Source organism: Mycetocola sp. Y442, from assembly GCF_056898615.1.
The window spans coordinates 550,069-567,156 of the sequence record NZ_JBXHBV010000003.1 but is presented as its reverse complement, the minus strand read 5'-3'; the positions used below and the strand labels follow the sequence as shown (position 1 = coordinate 567,156).

The window sequence follows — 17,088 nt, the reverse complement described above, 5'->3', positions numbered from 1 at the left end:
TTCGTTTCGGGAGGTAAATCGTGGGGTGTGTGGGCAATACGTCGTCGGGTGCCGCGTATCTCCTCCCGAAACGCGGGGACCCGGCTTTCTTCCCGCGAACGCCCCGGCGGTCAGGTGTGCTTCGGGAGGTAAATCGTCGGGTCTGGCGGCGATACGTCGCTGCGCCCCACGATTTTCCGCCCGAAACGTCAGGCATGTGCGCAGCGCTGCTCCGGCTCCCGTCCGTTTCCGAGAATGGCGGGCTGAACGGGAGTGCGGCGCTGCGGGAGCCGCTCACGATGGACCGATGCGGCACGGCCGCTACCCGTATATACGGGTCGGTTATTGGTGTGTTTCGGGAGGTAAATCGTAGGGTCTGTGGGCAATGCGTCGCCGCGGCCCGCGATTCTCCGCCCGAAAGCTCGGGCACCGCGGGCGGCAGCGGCGCCGGGCGTCCTCGGCTCTAGTTCGAAGCGGGCGGGGCGACGATCCGGAGGCCCACACTCGGGTGGATCGGCTCCCTCTGCCCGCCCGAGTGCACGACCTCATCGCCGAACACGGTGAGCTGGCTCGCATGGTGACGCAGGGCATCCGTCATCGTGTTGCGACAGTGTTCGAGCTCGAACCACTCCACACCCGGCGCTGGCTGCTCGCGAATCTCCGCGAACGGAATGTTGAGGGCGACGGATGCCTGCAGCGCGGCATCGCGGATGCGCACGTGGTCGGGGTGCCCGTAGCCGCCGTGAGCGTCATAGCTGATCACCAGGTCGGGTTGCACCGTCGCGATCAGGGCGGCGACATCGGTGGTGACGTCGGCGAGGCCGGCGAGGGCGAGTGCATCGGTGGGCGCGTCGTCGGCAGGACCGGCGACTCCCTCGCTGATCCAGGCCATGCCCGAGTCGCTGTAGGTGTGTTGCGGCAGCCCGGCACCCCGCGCGGGTGGCGTGCCGAGCCAGTAGTGGTCGGTGATGCCGAGCACCGCGATCGCGCCGGCGAGTTCGCGTTCGCGTTCGACCGTGAGTTCGGGGGTGCCGGCGAGCGGCGACAGTGGCCCGGCCACGACTTCACCCTGTTCGCCGCGGGTGGCGGTCAGCAGAGTGACCCGAATGCCGCGCGCGACGAGTTCGGCGATGAGGGCGCCGGTGGCGAGGGTCTCGTCGTCGGGGTGGGCGTGCGCGAGTAACACTGAGGTGACGCCGGTGAGGATGCTCGCGGTTGCGTCGGCGGGCTCCGGCTCGGTCGTGCTTATTGCCCTTCGGTCGCTGACGTCGGTTCTATATGCCGGTGCCGTTATGCCCTCGCCCGGGTTGATGCCGGGGGCGGAATCTTCCGTGTCAAATGCTCCGGTCACGCCCTCGCTCCGCTCGACGCTGCGATCAATCGGGCGTACACGTCGGCGGTCTCGACCGCACTGCGCCGCCAGGTGAAGGTGAGGGCTCGTTCGCGTCCGGCGTTGCCGAGCTGGTGCCCCAACGCGTCGTCCGCGAGGAGGTGGCCGACGGCATCCGTCCACGCTGCAGGATCGCGGGAGTTCACGAGCAACCCGGTGACACCGTGCTCGACCGCCTCGACGAGACCGCCCGATCGCATCGCGACGACCGGGATGCCGCTCGCCGCGGCCTCGAGCGCCACCAGGCCAAAAGTCTCGGAGTGTGACGGCACGAGCAGCATCCGCGCCCCGCGGAGCAGCGCTGCCAGCTTCGGGCGTGACTGCGGGCCGACGAAGCGCACCGAGATGCCCATCTCATCACCCAGCGTCCGGAGTTCGGCGGCGTATGCCTCGTGTCCGGTGGTCGGTCCGCCCGCGACGACCAGGTCGGGTCGCCCGGTCGCTGGCAGGGCGGCGAGGGTTTTCATCGCGAGGTCGAGCCCCTTGAGGGGTTCGATCCGTGCGGCGACGACGACGTAGCCGGGGCGCTCACTCGACGGCTTCACGAGCGGCGAGAACAGTTCACTGTCGACGCCGGGTGCCACGACCACCACGCGCGACTCGGGCGCGCCCAGCCGGTTCACGACGGTGTCGCGCTCGGCGGCGCTGATGGCGATGACGGCATCCGATTCACGGGCAAGGCGTTTCTCGCCCCGCATGCGACCGGGCGATTCCGGGCGCTCGCCCTCCGAGAGCGGAGTCGCCGGGTCGGCGGCGATGCTGTGGAAACTCTGCACGTGCGGGATGCCGCGGCGGCGCGCGACGTCGAGGGCGGCCATGCCCGAGAACCAGTGGTGCGAGTGGATGATGTCGACCTCGCCGAACCCGTCGAGCGCCTTCGCAAACTCGTCGATGTAGCCCTCGTGGTCGCCCTTTACCCGCCGCCCAGGCGGGCCCGCGGCGACGTGGTGCAGCATCACGTTGGGTGCGATGGGGTGAGCGGATGCCATATCCGGCGAGGTGCGCCGCGTCACGATGTCGACGGTGTGGCCGAGCGCGCCGAGCTCGAGGGCCGTTGCCCGGACGGCGACGTTCATGCCGCCGACGTCGCCGGTGCCCGGATCGTCGTCGGGGGACGTGTGGAGGCTGACCAGGAGGATACGGAGTGGCACTTACCGAGTCTAGATCGCGGGGGCCGGGTGTGCCGGTGGGGCGGGCGCGGCGCTCGGCGGGGCAGGGCGGCTCAGCTCGGCGCTCGAGCGCTGCAGATGCATGCTCGCGCTGCAGATGTATGTGCAGCGCGGGCATGGAAGTGCCGCGGTGGGTGGGCGGCGGAGGTGAGCGATCGTCGCGGGCGGAGGGGCGAAGGGAGTGGGTGGCTGGTGAGGTGAGGCGAGCGAAGTGAGTGGTGGCAGCGGTAGGGGTCGGGGTTGGGTACCGGCAGAGGCTCGGGCGGTCGGCTCCGCGCTCGGGCGGGAACAGGAGCAGGTAAGCGCAGGGCGGGCCCGGCTTGGCTCTGCGTTCGAGCGCTACAGATCCATGCTCGCGCTACAGAAGTATGTGCAGCGCGGGCATGGAAGTGCAGCGGTGGGTGGGCGGCGAAGGTGCGTGAGTCGGTCGGGAGCAGGGCGGGTAGGGCTCCGCGCTCTAGCGGGAGCAGAGCAGGGGCACGGGCTCGGGGGCGGACAGGGGCTCGGTCGGGGCTCGGCGCTCGAGGGCTGCAGATGCATGCTCGCGCTGCAGAAGTATGTGCAGCGCGGGCATGGATGTGCCGCGGTGGACGACCTGCAGGCGCGAAGGGCGGGGTGCTCGGGCGGGGAGGTGGACGCGGCGTGGGCGTGGGCGTGGCGGCGGCGGCGGTGGGCGCACGGCGAGCGGCACGCAACGCCGGGCGCGGACCCGACCCGGGTTAGCATCGAGCATGCACTTCACCTTCACCGCCCCGCTCTGGGAATGGAGCGCGAGGGCCTCGTGGTACTTCGTCTCGGTTCCCGAAGAGGAGAGCGCCGACATCCGCGAAATCCCGCGGATGCCGTCAGGTTTCGGTGCGGTCAAAGTCCGGGCCACGGTAGGCAACTCGACCTGGGACACCTCGGTGTTTCCCGGCGCTGCGGAGGGTGTCTACGTCTTGCCGATGAAGAAGTCAGTGCGCGTTGCCGAGGGGATCGACGAGGGCGACCCCGTCACTGTGCACCTGGAGCTGCTCGAGTTGTAGCCGCCCCGTCAGAGGTTTGGTGAGGGGCGTGAGGTGCGCGCGTGCGTGCATCCGTTCGCTCTGGATCTGGCAAAGTTCGCCCGGCAGCCCGGCAGCCCGGCAGCCCGGCAGCCCGGCAGCCCGGCAGCCCGGCAGCCCGGCAGCCCGGCCAACGGGCCGCCGCCGCGGACGGTCTATCCTCGATCCATGCTGACCTATGACCCCGAGGTGGATGCCGCCTACCTGACGCTTGGCAGCCCGATCCGGCCGGGCGAGGTCGCCCGCACCGTCGAGATCGAAACGCCCAGCCAGGCCGGCACGATCAATGCCGACTTCGACGCGAACGGCAGGCTCCTCGGGTTCGAATTCCTGAACGCATCGACGCTACTCCGCCCCGAGGTGATTGCCGAGGCTGAGCTCTAGCCGGCGCAAAAGTCGCGGGGAGCGCGGCAGTAAGAGCTTGAGTGTCGTCCGGTGGAACTTCCGTCGCTAATTTGACACCGCTCTTGATCCGAGCGTGCTCCTCACTCAGCATTGCTTCATGACTATTTCCTCACCTTTGCGTTTCGACGTTGTCATCATCGGTGGCGGTGCCGCCGGGCTCAGTGCCGCCGTCGCCCTCGGGCGCGCTCGCCGTTCCGTCGTCGTGCTCGATGGTGGTGAACCACGCAACGCACCGGCATCCGGTGTGCATAACTACCTGAGCCAGGACGGGATCCGACCGAGTGAGATGCTCAGGCTCGGCCGGGCTGAGGCGGAGAGGTATGGCGCCCGGCTCCGGGACGGTGTTGCGGTGTCGGCCTCGAAGGGTGAGAACGGGTTTACGGTGACGACGGCCGCCGGCGATGCCTTCACCGGGCGTCGCCTCCTCATCGCTACCGGACTGGTCGACGAACTGCCCGATGTGCCCGGCCTGCGGGAGCGCTGGGGGAAGAGCGTGCTGCACTGCCCGTATTGCCACGGCTGGGAAGTGCGCGACCGTGCAATCGGAGTGCTCGCGACGAGCCCCAAAGCAGTGCACCAGGCGCTGATGTTCCGCCAGTGGAGCGAGAACATCACCCTGTTCCTGCACACCGCGCCGCGGCTGAGCGAGGAGGAGACCGAGCAGCTGCTGGCCCGCGGGATCACTCTCGTCGATGGGCGGGTGGAGTCGCTCGACGGCCCGGGCGACCAGCTCACCGCGGTGAGGCTCGAGGATGGTTCCGCCCACCAGGTCGACGCCCTCGTGGTTGCGCCGGTGTTCACGGCGCGCACCGACCTCCCAGCGCAGCTGGGCGTACGGCTCGCCCCGCACCCCATGGGTATGGGAATGCAGATCGAAACGGATGCCATGGGCGCCACATCGGTCCCCGGCGTATGGGCGGCGGGAAACGTCGCCGACCTGGCCGGGCAGGTGGTGACCAGCGCTGACGAGGGCTTGCGTGCGGTCGTGCCGCTCAACGTCGACCTCGTTGCGGAAGACACACGCGACGCGGTGCTCGCGTACCGGGCCGCCCGGGTGGACGCCCCGGTGCAGTAACGCGCGGGACGGGTGGCTGCGCCCGAGCGCCGCCGGCCCGCGCCCCTTTACCAAAAATGGCTCTCTGCGACCAATAACAGGTCGAACAGGGAGCCATTTTTGGCGAATGGACCGCGGTCGAAGGGGGCAGGGGCGGATGGCCGCGGGTGGTTGGGCGGGCTGAGCGGGGCGGGGACTGATAGGCCGCGTTGAAGAGGTGACTCTCTCGCGGGTCCTCCGTCCTCCGCTCTGAGCGCGGTCTTCGAGGGGGTGCGCACCGCCTGTGTACCCGTGCGGCCACCGAAATGCAACGTTTCATTGACGTCCGGGCAGCGAGGCCATACGATAATGAAACCCCGTCATCGAATAGTTTTCGATAGCACCTGAGGCGGATCACACGGCACCGTCGCTGGCGACGGCTTTACGAGGAGGTAAGGATGTCCCAAGTATCGAGATCCCGCAAGTCGGTGAGAGCGGTTGGCCTCATGGCGGCCGCAGCCATCGCGCTGACCGGCTGTTCCGGCGGCGGCGGAGGCGGCGAAGATGGAACTGTCGAGCTGACCTGGCTGCAGGGCAGCGGCGTGCAGACGAACATCGACATCGCCCAGTCACTGGTCGACGCCTTCGAGGCGGAGAACCCGGATATCAAGATCAAGGTTGATTCGAGCGGCGGATCCGGCTCGGAATACGACAACCTGCTCAAGACCCGTCTCGCGACCGGCGAGGTGGGCGACATGTTCTGGTACAACAGCGGGTCACAGCTGCAGGGCTTGAACCCCGACCAGACGCTGCTGAACGTGGCGGACGAGCCATGGGTCGGGGACCTCGACGAAACATTCCGCTCGGTCGTCTCCGGGTCGGACGGCGCGGTCTTCGGTGCTCCTGCGGGTTCCGCAGGCACGGGTGGAATCCTGTACAACATCCCTGTATACGAGGAGCTCGGCCTGGAAGTGCCGACCACCTGGGATGAGTTCGTGTCCAACTCCGACGCGATCAAGGCGGCAGGCAAGACGGCCGTCCAAATGACCTTCGCCGACACCTGGACGGCGCAGATCCTCACGCTTTCGGACTTCTACAACGTATACAAGTCCGATCCGGAATGGGCTGACAAGTACACGGCGAATGAGGCCAAGTTTGCTACGGACGAGGTGGCTATCGGGGGCTTCACGAAGCTGCAGGAGCTGGCTGACGGCGGTTACTTCAATGCGGACTTCGCCTCGGCGACCCTCGACGAGGGGCTCGTGGCAGTGGCTTCGGGCGAAGCCGGTCACTACCCCATGTTCACCGCGCTGTACTCATCACTGAAGACGCTCGCACCAGACAACCTCGACGACATCGGCTACTTCTCGGTTCCCGGTGACGATGCGGCCGACAACGGCGGCACCGTGTGGTACCCCGCAGCCGTGTACGCGCCGAAGGACACCGAGCACCCCGAGGAAGTCAAGAAGTTCATGGCGTTCGTCGCGAGCCCGGCGGGCTGCGACGCCGTGATCGAGGCGTCCGGTGTCACCGGCCCCATGCTGGTCGACGGATGCGAGTTGCCCGAAGACGCACCCCGGATGGTGACGGACATGTACCCGTACTTCGACGAGGAGCGCGTGGCTCCGGCCCTGGAGTTCCTGTCGCCCATCAAGGGCCCGGCGCTCGAGCAACTTCTTGTGGAGGTCGGCTCCGGTATCCGTAGCGCAGAGGATGCCGCGGCGCTGTATGACCAGGACGTTGAGAAGCAGGCGCAGCAGCTCGGACTCGACGGCTGGTGACCTTCTTCCGATGACCGAACGCTCGGTGGGGGCGGCGAAAGCCGTCCCCACCGGCACCCATGACTGGATGGAGATCCCATGAGCACGCTGGCACCCTCCGCGCCGCCGCTCCGTGAGGCAGGAAAGCCTCCGAAGCGCCGGACCGCGGGTCGCCTTTCCCACAGTACTTATCCGTACTGGTTCCTGCTGCCCGCGGGCGTCATCTACGCGGTACTGTTCCTCGCCCCGACGTTCGCATCGTTTTTCTTTGCGTTCACGCGATGGAACCTTTACGAAATCGAATTCATCGGCTGGGACAATTTCTCCCTCTTCTTCCGCGACCCTCAGCTGACCAAGGGGTTCCAGAACACTCTGATCTATGGCGTCCTGACGTCAGGCCTCAAGGTGATCCTGGGGCTGGCGCTGGCGGTCCTGCTGACGTCGCCCATCGTGGCCAGGGGGTATCTCCGAGCAGTTATCTTCTTCCCGGTGCTTGTCTCCACGATCGGCGTTGGCATCACGTTCCGCGCCCTGATGGACCCGGAGGAGGGCCTCATCAATCGAGCGCTCGCCGCGGTTGGCATTCAGGGCCCCGGCTGGTTGACGGACCCGAACCTCGCGCTGTATTCGATCATCGGCGTCGACATCTGGAAGGGTGTCGGACTCGCCGCCCTCATCTTCATGGCGGGCATCGTCTCCATTCCGCGCGAGTACTACGAGGCCGCCACCATGGATGGGGCAGGTGGGTGGAAGAACTTCTGGAGCATCACCGTGCCATTGGTGGCACCTGCCACCACCACCGTGATCATTCTGTCCCTCATCGGCGGGCTTCGATCCTTCGACCTCATCTGGTCGATGACCCGAGGGGGCCCCGGGTTCTCGAGCGACGTCATCGCGTCGGTGATCCTCAAGCAATACCAGGCCGGCTTCTACGGGTTGTCGACCGCCGGGAACGTCATCCTGTTCCTCGTGGTGACCGCGATCGTGTTGCCGCTGTTCCTTTGGTTTAACCGGAAGCAGACCGACCTATGAGAACTCAGAACCGCAGACGCCACCTCGTCGGGATCATCGCGATCATCGTCTCGGCGGTTGTCTTCCTGATCCCGTTCGCGTTCATCCTGATCACCTCCTTCAAAACACAGCAGCAGGCCTCCTTGCTGGACTTCTCGTTGCCGATCGATTTCGTATTCTTCGAGAACGTGGCGGCGGTTTTCGCGACGAATGACTTCATGCTGGTGACGGCGTTCATCAACAGCAGCATCCTGACGGTCGCGTCGGTGGCGATCATGGTCATCCTGTCGGCGATGGTGGGGTGGATCCTCGCTCGGCGTCAGTCGCGCTGGAACGGGGTGTTCAGCTTCCTGATCCTCGCTGGGCTCATCGTCCCGCCCGCCGTTGTCCCCACGATCTGGGTGCTGCAGAGTATCGGGCTGTTCAAGACTCTGCCCGGTCTCGTGCTGATCGAGGTCGCGTACGGCATGGCGTTCTGTGTCCTGCTGTTTCGCTCGTTTGTCTCGACGATCCCGAAGGAACTGGACGAGGCCGCAATTATCGACGGCGCCGGGCCGATCCGGCTCTTTTTCAAAGTCGCCTTCCCCCTGCTCAAGAGCGTCATCGTGACGGCGATCGTCGTCCAGGCCGTCGCGGTCTTCAACGACTTCGCGAACCCGCTGTACTTCCTTCCTGGCGCGGAGAACGCGACGGTTCAGCTAACCCTGTTCAACTTCCAGAGCCAGTACGCAACCTCCTGGAACCTCCTCTTTACGGACATTCTGCTCATCACGATTCCGCCACTTCTCATGTACATCTTCTTCAACCGGCAGATCGTCGAAGGCATGACTGCGGGGGCGATCAAGGGATGATCGCGCTCCACCCGAAAGGACCTCACAAATGAAATTCCGCCACCTCGGGGCATCCGGACTGAAAATCTCGGAGATCACCTACGGCAACTGGCTCACCCACGGCTCTCAGGTGGAGAACGACGCGGCGATCGCGTGCGTACATGCGGCGCTGGATGCTGGAATCACGACTTTCGACACGGCTGACGTCTACGCCAATACCCGTGCTGAGAGCGTCCTGGCCGAAGCGTTGCAAGGCCAGCGGCGCGAGTCGCTCGAGATCTTCACCAAGGTCTACTTCCCGACGGGCCCGATGGGTCCTAACGACGTCGGGCTGTCACGCAAGCACATCATGGAGTCGATCAACGGCTCGCTCAGCCGACTCGGCACGGACTACGTCGATTTGTACCAGGCGCACCGCTGGGATCCGGCGACGCCGCTCGAGGAAACGATGGTGGCCTTCGCCGATATCGTGCGCTCCGGCAAGGCCCTCTACATCGGGGTCAGTGAGTGGACTGCCGACCAAATCCGGGCTGGTGCCGCTATGGCAAAGGAACTGCGGATTCCCTTTGTGTCCAACCAGCCGCAGTATTCAGCGCTCTGGCGGATCATTGAGCCGGAGGTGATCCCGGCATCCGTTGAAGTCGGCGTTTCGCAGATCGTATGGTCGCCGGTCGCGCAGGGCGTGCTGACGGGCAAGTACACCCCAGGGGCTGCCGCTCCGACGGGCAGCCGTGCGACCGATGACAAGGGTGGTTCCGAGATGATCGGCCGCTTCATGCGCGACGATGTCCTCGAACGGGTGCAACGCCTGCGTCCGATCGCGGACGAGCTCTCGCTCAGCATGGCGCAACTGGCCGTCGCCTGGGTGCTGCAAAACCCGAACGTCTCCGCAGCGATCATCGGTGCCTCCCGCCCCGAGCAGGTGAGGGAGAACGTGGCGGCGTCCGGTGTCGTGCTCGACGACGAGGTGCTGCGTCGCATTGATGAGGCTCTCGGCGATGTCATCGAGCGGGACCCGGCCAAGACGGCTCTCGAGTCCCCCGACGACCGTCCGGCGTGAGCCGCGGCACATGACCCTGCGGGGCGAACTGCCGCAGTCCTCTCTGGCGCTGGGGACAGCGGGGTTCGCTTTTGGCGGGAGTTCGCTCGAGGACGCGGTCGACACCATCAGGGGAGCTGTGCAGGGCGGCGTGCGGCTCGTCGATACCGCGCGCGCCTATGCCCGGCCCGGCGAGGAATCGACGGCGGAGGTCATCGTCGGTCGGGCGCTGGCGCAGATCGAGGGAGCCGATGTTCTCGTCGCTACGAAGGGCGGGCATTGGCGTGATGGAGAGACGTTCCCTGTCGACGGCCGCGCCTCGACGCTGCGAGCGCACTGCGAGGCGAGCCTGCGCGCGCTCGGCGTGCCGCAGATCGATCTCTACTTTCTCCACCACGTCGATCCCGTCGTGCCCATCGAGGAGAGTGTGGAGGCTCTCGACGATCTGCGACGTGACGGTCTCGTGCGACACGTCGGGATCTCGAACGTGACCCGTGACGAGCTCGATCGCGCGTCGCGTGTCACGGAGATCTCCGCAGTGCAAAACCGGCTGTCACTGAACTGGCCCAGGGATTTGCCGCTAGCGGAGGAGTGTGTCCGGCGCGGAATCCTGTTCCTGGCTTACTCGCCGCTGGGCGGGGCGGGCGCCGAACCGCCCTCGACGGCTGTGGAGATCGCGCGCGAGCGAGGCGTCTCTCACGCACAGGTGCAGCTGGCGTGGCTCCGGGCGGTGTCACCGGAGATCGTGCCGATCCTGGGGGCCACTCGTCCGGCCACCGTCGCAGACGGTCTGCGAGCACGGGAGCTGAGGCTGTCGCCGGGCGAGCTCGCACGCCTCAGTGCCGCCCACGCATAACGCAAAACCATTCGACGAACTATTTTCGGACGGCGGCCCGTGTGGCATAGCATGACGACATGTCAACGCGCGGACCATATGCCAAGGGGCTCATCAAACGTGACGAGATCCTCGACGCGGCTCTCGAGCTTTTCGCGCAGAGGGGGTACGACAGGACGAGCGTCCGAGAGGTCGCGCGACAGGCGGGTTTGAGCCAGGCCGGCCTGCTGCACCACTTCAGCACCAAGGAAGAACTCTTCCTCGAGGTGCTCCGTCGTCGGGATGATCGCTCGACCGATGAGGCTGAGCCTGTGCACACGCACTCCGTTGATCGTCTGATCGGCGCCGTCGACCGCAATGCTGGTGAGCCTGGTCTCGTGCGCCTCTTCGTTGCGATGTCGGCAGAGACCGCAGCGGATGCCAGCGAGGCGCGCGCCTTCTTCGCGGAGCGCTACGAGTGGTTGCTGGATCAGATCGCTGCGGACGTGCGCGCACATCAGGCTACTGGTGACATCGACCCGGATGTCAACGCTGAGGATGCCGCGTCGCTTCTCGTCGCGGCGGCCGATGGTCTGCAAATCCAGTGGCTGCTGAATCCGGATGGTGTGGACATGCCGGGGCGTATCCGGAGCCTGTGGAACGCCCTCAAGAACTCGCGATGAACTAAGGCACTTGCAAAACCAGTCAATGACCGCCATTCTAGTTTCATTGCACCCGGCAGCACCGCTGCTGCCCGAGCCAATGGAGGACGAGTGCCCGTTGTGATGTCAAGCCGCCGGTTACAGACGTGCGATCCGTCCGCGACAGAGTCGCTGGAGATCCCATGACCAGAGCCGCTCCCGACGTCACAGATGTGTTCGCTCCGGTACGCCGACTCTTCGCGGACTACCTCGAGGCGGAGCCGGCATACAGCGCTCAACTCGCCGTGTTCCACCATGGCGAAGCCGTCGTCGACCTCGCTGGCGGCCCCGCGCTCGACACCGAATCCCTGACGGGCGTGTATTCGGTGAGCAAGGGTGCCGCCGCGCTGGTCATCGCGTCACTTTTGGACCGGGGTGCGCTCGATCTCGACCGTCGCGTCGCCACCTACTGGCCGGAGTTCGCCGCCCTCGGCAAAGATGACGTCACTGTCGGCGACCTCCTGTCCCACCGCGCCGGCTTGGCCGCGCTCTCGCCCGGGACCTTTGCGTTTGAGGAGTTCCTCGAACGCTCCGAGCTCGGTGCTGCACGACTCGCCTCCCAGGCTCCGCTCTGGGCGCCGGGATCGGCCTTCGGCTACCACGCGCTGACGATCGGCATCCTCATGGAGGAGCTGGTCCGGCGCACGACGGGTCGCACGCTGCAGGAGGAGTACGAAGAGACCATCCGCGGGCCTCGCGACGCGGACTTCTATCTCGGGATGCCGGAAGACCTCGATGGCCGTTACGTGCCGCTCGCACCCCCGGTTCTCACCGCTGAGCAAGAGCGTGAGGTCGCGGGGCGTTCCCCGCAGGATGCGCTGGCCGAGACTGTCTTCTCCAACGTCGATGCGCCGGACGACCTGACCGACCGCGGCATCAGTTCGAACAATCCTCGCGTGCGCCGGGCGGGACCGGCAGCGATCGGTGGCGTCGGCTCTGCGCGCGGCCTGGCGCGGCTGTATGCGGATGCGCTTCCCGGTGCTGCCCGCCCCATCGCCTCGCCCGAGGTCTTTCGCGCCATGGCGATCCAGCGGTCCTGGGGCCATGATCGTGTCCTGGACGTGACGAACAGCTTCGGGGCGGTCTTCCTGCTCCCGCAGCCGCGTATGCCGTACGCCAGCCTCGGCGCCTTTGGGCACGATGGTGCCGCCGGCGCGCTGGCATTCGCAGACCCCGCGACCGAAATCTCGTTCGGGTACATCCCGTGGCCGCGTCAGCACCCTGGCGGAGCGGATCACCGTTCGGTCGCGCTTGCGCGGCTGGCGCGCACGTGCGCGATCGAGGCAGAACGCGCGGCGTGATCGCCGCAGCCAGCAACATCCGACAGGCGAAGTGAAAGCAGAAGGACGAATCATGACGACAGCACTCAGCCCTCTCCGCGATGCGGCGTTCCTCACGGCGACCGCCCCGGAGGGGATCGCCCCCCGCTTCCGCTTTGAGGCTGCTCTCGACAAACCCCGCGACGAGGTGACCACTGCCGCGCTCGTCGCAACCGCACACGGGGTGTACGAGGCAAAAATCGATGGCGTAGCGGTCACCGAGTCGGTCCTGAACCCCGGATGGACGTCATACGAGTGGCGTCTCGCGTACCAGGAATTCGACGTGACGGATGTCGTCTCGCGGGCTGTCGGCCCTCTCAGTATCGAACTCCTGCTCGGCAATGGCTGGTATCGCGGCCGTCTGGGCTTCGCGGGTGCGAACGCGAACTACGGTGATGAGATCAGTGTCGCGGCGGCCCTCGAGATCACGTATCGCGACGGGTCGAGCCAGCGAATCGTGACATCGAACGCATGGACGGCCGAGGAGTCGGACATCACGCGCAACTCCTTGTACAACGGACAGACCATCGATGCGAATCTTCGCGGCGGCGGAGCGCCCCTTGAGGTGCGCGCCGTCGACATCGACCGTGCGACCCTGCTCCCGCAGACGTCGCAGCCGATCGTGCGCAACGAAGTTCTGTCCCCTGTGGAGATTTCCACCTCGCCCTCTGGGCGCACCATCGTTGACTTCGGCCAGAACCTGGTGGGCTGGGTGCGATTCTCCGTCCGCGGCGGGCGGGGCGACACTATCCGCATTCGCCATGCCGAGGTCCTCGAGGACGGCGAACTCGGCATGCGCCCGCTGCGCGGTGCGGAGGCCACCGACGAGTTCGTTCTCTCGGGCGAGCTCGACAGCTTCGAGCCGACGTTCACCTTCCACGGCTTCCGGTACATCGACGTTGACGGGTGGCCCGGTGAGCTCGGGCCGAACAGCCTCGAGGCGGTTGTCGTGCACTCCGAGATGGAACGCACCGGGTATTTCACCTGCTCCGAGCCGCTCGTCAACCAGCTCGTGCACAACTCGGTCTGGGGCCAGAAAGGAAACTTCCTGAGCGTCCCGACCGATTGTCCGCAACGCGACGAGCGCCTGGGCTGGACGGGCGACCTGGCAGCGTACGCGGCATCCGCGAATTTCCAGTTCGATACCTCGGACTTCCTGGACGGCTGGCTCAGGGACCTGCTTGAGGAGACCCGTCACACCGAAGATCAGGTCGTTCCGCTGATCGTCCCGGAGGTGCTGAAGTACGCGCACTTCCCGGACGGGTTCTCCCTGCCGTGGCACCGCGCCACCGCGGTCTGGGGCGACGCGGCTGTCTGGGTGCCACAGGCGCTCTGGTGGTCGTATGGGGATGCGACCCGGCTGGCGGATTACTATCCGGCTATCGTCATGCACCTTGATTCGATCGAGCCTGATGTTTCGGACACCGGACTCTGGGACGGCGGCAACCAGCTGGGGGACTGGCTGGACCCTGACGCGCCGCCGGAGGATCCGGCGGCCGCGAAGGCGGATGCTTCCGTGGTCGCGACCGCGTGCCTCTACCGCTCCGCCTCCTTCGCGGCGGAAGCGGCGGATGTGCTGGGAAAGCGGGAGGATGCGGAACGCTGGCGGGCGGTGGCATCTCGTACGCGGAAGGCCTTCGTCGAGCACTACGTCGACAGCCGCGGAGTCGTGCGTTCGGATTGCGCGACGGTTTACGCCCTTGCGATCACGTTCGGCGTGCTCGAGGGGGAACTCCGTGAACTCGCGGGCAACCGGCTCGCCGACCTTGTCCGTGAGTCGGGCTATCGGGTGACGACCGGCTTCGCCGGCACTCCGTACGTGACGTGGGCGCTGTCGGAGACGGGTCACCTGCAGGACGCTTACCGCCTGCTGCTCGAGCGGGAGAGCCCGTCGTGGATGTACCCGGTGACGATGGGCGCTACCACCATCTGGGAGCGTTGGAATTCGATGCTGCCTGACGGCACGATCAACAGCGGTGAGATGACGAGCTTCAACCACTACGCGCTTGGAGCTGTTGTCGACTGGGTGTACCAGGTGGTTGGTGGCATCCGTCCCGCGTCCCCTGGCTACGCGTCCGTGCGCATTCAGCCGCAGCCCGGACCGGGAATTGACTGGGCCGAAACGACGTACCGCACCTCGAATGGTCCGGTGTCCTGTGCATGGCGGGTCACCGACGGTGAGTTGCGGGTGGAGATCGCGCTGCCCGACGACGTGCCGGCCGAGGTCATCCTGCCCGACGGGAGTCGGTTCGCCGTCACAGGTGGAGCGCATGAGTTCGTTGGAGCCGCAGAAGCGAGCATGACCGCGTGACCCCCGGAAAGGACCCCGCAATGACCAGTGATCGCACGACCCCCGAGGTTCTGGCCGGCCTGTCGGTGGAAGAGAAGGCCGCGCTCACCAGCGGGCTCGACTTCTGGCGCACGGAAGGTGTCGGCGATGTGCCATCCGTCCTCGTGACCGATGGCCCCCACGGCGTGCGCAAGCAGCGCGCCGGTTCGGATCATCTGGGACTCGTCGACAGCATCCCGGCCACGTGCTTCCCGCCCGCCGTCGGGCTCGGTGCTTCCTTCGACACGGAACTCGCCGAACGCGTCGGGGCTGCTCTCGGGGTGGAGTCGTCGATCCAGAACGTAGCCGTCCTCCTCGGCCCAGGGGTGAACATCAAGCGCTCACCGCTGTGCGGTCGTAACTTCGAGTATTTCTCTGAAGACCCGATCGTGGCCGGCGAGATCGGTGCGGCCTGGGTGAGGGGCGTGCAGTCGAAGGGCGTCGGCACATCGCTCAAACACTTCGCCGCGAACAACCAGGAAACCGATCGGCTGCGCAGTTCCAGCGATGTCGACATCCGGCCGCTTCGCGAGATCTACCTGCGGGCTTTCCAGCGCGTGGTCGAAGACGCCCAGCCGTGGACGGTGATGTGCTCGTACAACCGCATCAACGGCAGGTACGCCTCCGAGGACCCGTGGCTGCTGACGACGGTTCTCCGTGAGGAGTGGGGTTTCGAGGGTCTGGTGATGTCGGACTGGGGTGCGGTCAATGACAGGGTGTCCGCGCTCATCGCCGGGCTCGACCTCGAAATGCCCTCGAGCGGCGGGCGCACCGACGCCGAGATCGTTGCCGCTGTGGCTGACGGGCACCTCGATGAGAGTGTTCTCGATGCGTCTGCTGCGCGTGTGGCGTCGCTCGCCCACCGTGCGACCGAGGCCGAGCGCACGGCTGGTCCGCTCGATGTCGATGCCCACCACGCGCTCGCGCGAGAGGCCGCCGGTCGCTCGATCGTGTTGCTCACCAACGATGGGATACTGCCTCTCGAGCGGACCACCCGGTTGGCGATCATCGGTGACTTCGCTGCGAACCCGCGCTTCCAGGGTGCTGGCTCGTCGCTGATCAACCCGACGCGGCTCGACACCGCCCTCGACGAGATCCGGTCCCTGTCGACCGGCGATGTCGTTTATGCCAAGGGCTTCAGCCTCGACGCTGACGCCTCTGTCGACGTTCAGGCGAACCTTCGCGCAGAGGCCGTTGGTGCAGCATCCGCCGCCGACGTGGCTGTGCTCTTCCTCGGTCTGCCCGCGCGGCTGGAGTCGGAGGGCTTCGACCGCACCGGTATCGACCTCCCCGCCGAGCAGCTCGCTCTGTTCGACGCGATCGTCGCCGCCAATCCCCGCACCGTCGTCGTGCTCTCCCATGGCGGCGTCGTGGAGTTGCCGTTCGCCGACCGTGCTGCCGCGATTCTCGATGGATCGCTTCTGGGGCAAGCGGGCGGTGGCGGGACCGCCGACGTGCTCTTCGGAGTGGTCAACCCCTCGGCCAAGCTCACGGAAACCATTCCCCTCCGTCTTCAGGACAACCCCACCTTCGGCAATTTCCCGGGCGAGTTCGGGCACGTCCGCTACGGAGAGGGCGTGCTTGTCGGCTACCGCTGGTACGACGCCCGTGAGCTGCCGGTGGCGTTCCCCTTCGGCCACGGCTTGTCGTACACGACCTTCTCGTACGGGGATGCTGTCGCCACAGTGACGCCGGACGGCGACCTCGACATCCGCGTCGCCGTCACAAACTCCGGTGGGCGCGCGGGCCGTGAAGTCGTGCAGGTCTACACCGGCCTTGCTCCATCGGTCGTCGAGCGGGCACCTCGTGAGCTGAAGGCGTTCGCGGGAGTGGTGCTCGAACCCGGTGAGACTCAGGAAGTCGCGTTGCGCGCGCGCCGTGCCGACCTGGCGTACTGGGACAGCCGTGTCGAGAAGTGGATCGTGGAACCGGGCGTTTACCGAATCGACGTGGCCTCCTCCAGCCGCGACATCCGCGTCTCTGTCGACGTATCGGTCGACGGTGACGAGCTTGGGCTGCCGATCACGCGCGACAGTACGATCGGCGAGGTCCTTGCCCACCCGGCTGCTGCGGCTGCCCTCAAGCGGGTGGTGCAGCGTTCGAGCGGAGGCCTCGCGGAATCCGCTGACGAAGATACTCAGATGATGATGGCCTCGTTCCCCGTTGGTCGGGCCGGCATGTTGGGCATCACGACCGCCGAGCTCGAGGAGTTCCTCTCCGAAGCAAACGCCTGACGCGGGTCGGGGCGGGGCGGGAAAACCGGCAG

General features: G+C 66.5%; 14 protein-coding genes. 12 read left to right on the top strand and 2 right to left on the bottom strand.

Annotated features, from left to right (window positions below):
- Positions 1-442: 442 nt before the first annotated feature.
- Together AC1X6S_RS14220 and AC1X6S_RS14215 are read right to left on the bottom strand one after the other, a co-directional pair.
- The gene (locus tag AC1X6S_RS14220; RefSeq protein WP_483406405.1) at positions 443-1,330 is read right to left on the bottom strand and encodes a PIG-L deacetylase family protein; all 888 of its coding nucleotides are present in this window, start codon (positions 1,328-1,330) and stop codon (positions 443-445) included.
- Positions 1,327-2,520 (bottom strand): glycosyltransferase, encoded by a 1,194-nt coding sequence (locus AC1X6S_RS14215; RefSeq protein WP_483406404.1) that lies wholly within the window; start codon positions 2,518-2,520, stop codon positions 1,327-1,329. The genes AC1X6S_RS14220 and AC1X6S_RS14215 overlap by 4 nt, the downstream gene beginning before the upstream one ends.
- Before the next feature lie 749 nt (positions 2,521-3,269).
- Between AC1X6S_RS14215 and AC1X6S_RS14210 the strand changes: the two genes are divergently transcribed.
- The 12 genes from AC1X6S_RS14210 (at position 3,270) to AC1X6S_RS14155 (ending at position 17,056) form a co-directional block, all read left to right on the top strand.
- A complete protein-coding gene (locus AC1X6S_RS14210; protein WP_483406403.1) occupies positions 3,270-3,563 on the top strand; it encodes a DUF1905 domain-containing protein in 294 nt (97 codons plus the stop codon).
- Between the two features lie 186 nt (positions 3,564-3,749).
- Positions 3,750-3,965: a DUF2283 domain-containing protein gene (locus AC1X6S_RS14205; RefSeq protein ID WP_483406402.1), complete on the top strand. Its 216-nt coding sequence runs from the start codon at positions 3,750-3,752 to the stop codon at positions 3,963-3,965.
- Between the two features lie 118 nt (positions 3,966-4,083).
- On the top strand, positions 4,084-5,061 hold the full coding sequence (locus tag AC1X6S_RS14200) for an NAD(P)/FAD-dependent oxidoreductase (RefSeq protein ID WP_483406401.1): 978 nt from the start codon (positions 4,084-4,086) through the stop codon (positions 5,059-5,061).
- Positions 5,062-5,477: 416 nt separating this feature from the next.
- Positions 5,478-6,800: an ABC transporter substrate-binding protein gene (locus tag AC1X6S_RS14195; protein WP_483406400.1), complete on the top strand. Its 1,323-nt coding sequence runs from the start codon at positions 5,478-5,480 to the stop codon at positions 6,798-6,800.
- Between the two features lie 78 nt (positions 6,801-6,878).
- Positions 6,879-7,811 carry a carbohydrate ABC transporter permease gene (locus AC1X6S_RS14190; RefSeq protein ID WP_483406399.1) on the top strand — a complete coding sequence of 311 codons (933 nt, stop codon included), beginning with the start codon at positions 6,879-6,881 and terminating at the stop codon, positions 7,809-7,811.
- Complete coding sequence (locus tag AC1X6S_RS14185) at positions 7,808-8,641, top strand: carbohydrate ABC transporter permease (protein WP_108963458.1); 834 nt, start codon at positions 7,808-7,810, stop codon at positions 8,639-8,641. Before AC1X6S_RS14190 ends, AC1X6S_RS14185 begins: the two co-directional genes overlap by 4 nt.
- Before the next feature lie 28 nt (positions 8,642-8,669).
- Positions 8,670-9,680, top strand: coding sequence for an aldo/keto reductase family protein (locus AC1X6S_RS14180; protein WP_483406398.1), 1,011 nt, complete (start codon positions 8,670-8,672; stop codon positions 9,678-9,680).
- Between the two features lie 10 nt (positions 9,681-9,690).
- Positions 9,691-10,515, top strand: a complete 825-nt coding sequence (locus tag AC1X6S_RS14175; protein WP_483406397.1) for an aldo/keto reductase — start codon at positions 9,691-9,693, stop codon at positions 10,513-10,515.
- A gap of 59 nt (positions 10,516-10,574) precedes the next feature.
- A complete protein-coding gene (locus AC1X6S_RS14170) occupies positions 10,575-11,156 on the top strand; it encodes a TetR family transcriptional regulator (protein ID WP_483406396.1) in 582 nt (193 codons plus the stop codon).
- A gap of 161 nt (positions 11,157-11,317) precedes the next feature.
- Positions 11,318-12,475 (top strand): serine hydrolase domain-containing protein, encoded by a 1,158-nt coding sequence (locus tag AC1X6S_RS14165; protein ID WP_483406395.1) that lies wholly within the window; start codon positions 11,318-11,320, stop codon positions 12,473-12,475.
- Positions 12,476-12,527: 52 nt separating this feature from the next.
- A complete protein-coding gene (locus AC1X6S_RS14160) occupies positions 12,528-14,804 on the top strand; it encodes an alpha-L-rhamnosidase (protein ID WP_483406394.1) in 2,277 nt (758 codons plus the stop codon).
- 20 nt (positions 14,805-14,824) lie between these two features.
- Complete coding sequence (locus AC1X6S_RS14155; protein ID WP_483406393.1) at positions 14,825-17,056, top strand: glycoside hydrolase family 3 C-terminal domain-containing protein; 2,232 nt, start codon at positions 14,825-14,827, stop codon at positions 17,054-17,056.
- Positions 17,057-17,088 lie beyond the last annotated feature (32 nt).